General features: G+C 61.3%; 4 protein-coding genes. 2 read left to right on the top strand and 2 right to left on the bottom strand.

Going from position 1 to position 4043, the window contains the following annotated elements; translation table 11 throughout:
* Positions 1 to 1433, bottom strand: a 1433-nt coding sequence (gene nhaD, locus MRY84_RS20250) for a sodium:proton antiporter NhaD (RefSeq protein ID WP_291507481.1), incomplete at its 3' end; no start/stop codon positions are given.
* Between the two features lie 254 nt (positions 1434 to 1687).
* On the opposite strand from nhaD, the gene MRY84_RS20245 reads away from it, so the two are divergent.
* Positions 1688 to 1936 (top strand): DUF1778 domain-containing protein, encoded by a 249-nt coding sequence (locus MRY84_RS20245; RefSeq protein WP_223056577.1) that lies wholly within the window; start codon positions 1688 to 1690, stop codon positions 1934 to 1936.
* A complete protein-coding gene (locus tag MRY84_RS20240; RefSeq protein WP_223056578.1) occupies positions 1933 to 2337 on the top strand; it encodes a type II toxin-antitoxin system VapC family toxin in 405 nt (134 codons plus the stop codon). The genes MRY84_RS20245 and MRY84_RS20240 overlap by 4 nt, the downstream gene beginning before the upstream one ends.
* Positions 2338 to 2346: 9 nt before the next feature.
* Here the strand turns inward: MRY84_RS20240 and uvrB are convergent.
* Positions 2347 to 4043: excinuclease ABC subunit UvrB (gene uvrB, locus MRY84_RS20235; RefSeq protein WP_290566919.1), on the bottom strand; the 1697-nt coding region annotated here is incomplete at its 5' end.

Raw genomic sequence — 4043 nt, 5'->3', positions numbered from 1 at the left:
TTGCCGTTGAGCAGGAAGTGGGTCCAGATGCCCGCGCCGTAGCCCAGGCCGATGGCCCATGACCAGCGCAGATGCCCGAAGAAGGTGTAGTAACCGCGGGCCGTTCCCATGACCGCCACACCGGCGGCTGAACCGATGGCCAACAGTGAACCACCAATGCCGGCCGTTAGCGTGACCAGCAGCCACTGCCCGTCGTTCATGTCCGGGTACATGCTGAGCACGGCGAACATCACTGGGATGTTGTCGATGACGGCCGAGATGACGCCCATCAGGATATTGGTCACCGTTGGGCCCAATTCGCCGTAGAGCATCTCGGACCCCACCGACAGATAACCGAGTGTGCCCAAGCCACCCACGCACATGATGATGCCGTAGAAGAACAGCAGCGTGTCCCACTCCGAGCGCGCCACCTGATTGAAGGTGTTGAGGCGGGGGCCTTTGTTCTCTTGATACGGATCGCTGCTTTCGGCGCCGCTCAAACCACCCTGGTCAATCAGTTGGTGGTGGACTTCCCCATCCTTGTGCAGCGCACCGATGCGGTTGAGGGTGTAGTTCATCAGCATGAGCGCGCCCAGGCCGCCCATCATGCCGAGTGCAGGCGGCAGGTGGAAGGCCGCGTGCAAGGTGACGGTGAGGGCAATGGTGCCGATGAACATGCCGATGATGACCAGCCCGCCAAACCGCACGACCGGGCGCACCGCAAGCGGTTCTGGCGTGGCCTTGGGCACCTGCGTCGCCATGATCGCGGCTGGGATGATCCAGCTCACCAGCGCCGGAACAAAGAGCACCAGGAATTCATGCGCCGGGAAGACGCCCTTCTGCCACACCATCAGGGTCGTGATATCGCCGAAAGGGCTCCAGGCACCGCCCGAGTTGGCAGCGACCACGATGTTGATGCAGGCCACGGTGACAAAGCGCGGATGCCCTGCGCCAACCGCGATGGCGACGGAAGCCATAACCAGGGCCGTGGTCATGTTGTCCGCGATGGGCGACAGGAAGAAGGCAATGAGGCCGGTCAGCCAGAACAGGGTGCGCAGGGAAAAGCCGCGTGACACCAGCCAGCCGCGCAGGGCATCGAAGACCCCGCGCTCATCCAGCGTATTGATGTAGGTCATCGCCACCAGCAGGAACAGGAACAACTCCGCGAACTCGATCAGGCTGTGCTGAACCGTGCGGTGCACGATCTCGGTATCGCCCATGCTGGCGTAGGTGGCGCCAATCATGGTCCAGATGATGACCGCGCCCAGCAGCACGGGAATGGATTTGCGCAGGTGCAACCATTCTTCCGCCACCACCAGAACGTAGGCGATGACGAAGACGCACAAAGCGAGAATACCGACGGTGGAGCCTGTCAAATCGACGGTCTGCGGGGTTTCGGCCGCAGAGGCCATAACGGGGAAAAGAGCCGTTAGGAGAGCGATCAGCAGGCGCATGGTCTGTTTCAGGCAGATGAACGGGTGCGCATCATAGCGGCCCCTCACGCAGTCCGCTTTTGCACTGCACCAAAGTTGTAGGGTTTAACCTGTAAGTAACGAGTTTTGCAGCGCAAAACTTTTAGGAACGTAAGCACGGCGCTGCTTCAGCCGAAGCTTGAAGCGCTTTCCTGTCTTATTTTGTCACGGAGGGCCGCTTGTGTTTCGCACCATCGCGCAGTGCGGTACTTTACCGTACAGCAGTGGAGCGGCTCATGAAGCGAGGGTCAGAGCGCTTTGAACTTCGCATCGGCATTGCAAAAAAGCGAAAAATCGCCGAGGCCGCGAGGAAGCGCGGAATGAGCGTGGCCGCTTTCGTGCGTATCGCCGCATTGCAGGAAGCCACAAAGGTGCCGGATGACTCCAGTGCACTACTCTTGGGTGGAATAACCGAGCGAATGCGCGGAAAGGCAACCGCTGGATTCACAACCGAAGAGATACTCGCGCTCACACGTGCGCAATGAACCAGGTGCTGGTTGATTCAAACGTGCTCCTGGATGTGCTGACTGACGACGCGCAATGGTACGAATGGTCGGCAAGCCAATTGGAGGCCTGTGCTGAAACCGCCGATCTGTGTATCAACCCACTGGTATATGCAGAGGTGTCCGTTGGCTTCAACCGGATTGAAGAACTCGAAGACGCTCTCCCTGCCAGCGTGTTCCGCCGGGTGCCATTGCCATGGGATGCGGGTTTTCTGGCAGGCAAGGCCAATCTTGCATACCGCAGCGCAAAGGGGACGCGCTCTTCCCCCCTGCCTGACTTCCATATAGGGACGCACGCTGCAATTGCAGGCATGACACTGTTGACCCGCGATGCAAAGCGCTACCAGCACTCTTTTCCAAAGCTCGCACTTATTTGCCCCTGAACGTCGCGATCATGCAGCGCTGATCAGCCCTTCCTCACGTAGCTTGCGAACGGCGTCGCGCAGTCGGGCGGCTTTCTCGAATTCGAGATTCTGCGCCGCTTCGAACATTTCCTTTTCCAGCTTGGCGATCTTCTTGCCGATCTGATCCGCGGGGACGCGCTCGTAACCGGCCGGTGCTTCGGCGGCTTTCAGGCTGCGGTCCGTACCACCCTCCACGGCCTTTTCGTAGCCGGCGTGCATGACGTCGTCGATGCGTTTGCGGATGCCCTTGGGCGTAATGCCATGTGCTTTGTTATGCGCGAGCTGCTTGTCACGACGACGCTCGGTTTCGTCGATGGCGCGCCGCATGGAGTCGGTGATCTTGTCGGCATAGAGAATGGCGCGCCCTTCCAGGTGCCGCGCCGCGCGTCCGATGGTCTGGATGAGGGAACGCTCTGAGCGCAGGAAGCCCTCCTTGTCGGCATCGAGGATGGCCACCAGCGAGACCTCAGGCAGGTCCAAACCCTCACGCAGCAGATTGATGCCCACCAGAACATCAAAACTGCCCAGGCGCAGCTCGCGGATGATCTCGGCCCGCTCGACGGTATCCACGTCGGAGTGCATGTAGCGCACGCGCACCCCGTTCTCGTGCAGGTAGTCGGTGAGATCCTCCGCCATGCGCTTGGTCAGCGTAGTGACCAGGACGCGCTCGCCGCGCTCCGCGCGCAGGCGGGCCTCGCCGAGCAGGTCGTCCACCTGCGAGCCCACGGGGCGCACTTCCACGGCAGGGTCCACGAGGCCGGTAGGCCGGACCACCTGCTCGACCACTTGCTCGGTGTGTTCCGCTTCATAGGAGCCCGGGGTGGCCGACACGAAGATCGATTGCGGCACCAGCCGTTCGAACTCCTCGAACTTCAGCGGGCGGTTGTCCAGCGCCGAGGGCAGACGGAAGCCGTATTCGACAAGGGTTTCCTTGCGCGCCCGGTCGCCGCGGTACATGCCGCCGATCTGCGGCACGGTCACGTGGGACTCATCGATGACAACCAGGGCATCCGGGGGCAGGTAGTCGAACAGACAGGGCGGCGGCTCGCCGGCCGCGCGTCCGGACAGATAGCGGGAATAGTTTTCGATACCCGAGCAGTAGCCGATCTCCTGGATCATCTCCAGGTCAAAGGTGGTGCGCTGCTCCAGTCGTTGCGCTTCCAGCAGCTTGCCTTCGGCGCGGAAGTACTCCAGGCGCTCGCGCAGCTCCTCCTTGATGGCGTCGAACATGCTCAGCAGGCGTTGCCGCGGGGTTACGTAATGCGACTTGGCGTAAATCGTCGCGCGCGGCACCTTCTGGTGCACCTCCCCCGTTAGCGGGTCGAAATAGCTGATGCTTTCGACCTCGTCGTCGAAGAGTTCGATGCGCACCGCCTGCTCGTCGGATTCCGCGGGATGGATATCGATGGTCTCACCGCGCACCCTGTAGGTGCCGCGCTTGAGCTCCATGTCATTGCGGGTGTACTGCATCTCCGTCAGCCGACGGATGACTTCGCGCTGGCCCATGCGGTCACCGACCACCACGTGCAGCACCATCTTGAAGTAGGACTCCGGGTCGCCCAAACCGTAGATTGCGGACACGGATGCAACGATGATCGCGTCGCGTCGCTCCATCAGCGCCTTGGTGGCGGACAGGCGCATCTGCTCGATGTGGTCGTTGATCGAACTGTCCTTCTCGATGAAGG

It is taken from the genome of Acidovorax sp., from assembly GCF_022763525.1.
Classification (GTDB): domain Bacteria; phylum Pseudomonadota; class Gammaproteobacteria; order Burkholderiales; family Burkholderiaceae_C; genus Acidovorax.
This window is presented reverse-complemented; position numbering and strand designations above follow the sequence as displayed.

Excerpts from the sequence above, each read along its gene's own strand:
- MRY84_RS20245 (WP_223056577.1), top strand. The coding sequence starts at position 1,688 with ATGAAGCGAGGGTCAGAGCGCTTTGAACTTCGCATCGGCATTGCAAAA.
- MRY84_RS20240 (WP_223056578.1), top strand. The coding sequence starts at position 1,933 with ATGAACCAGGTGCTGGTTGATTCAAACGTGCTCCTGGATGTGCTGACT.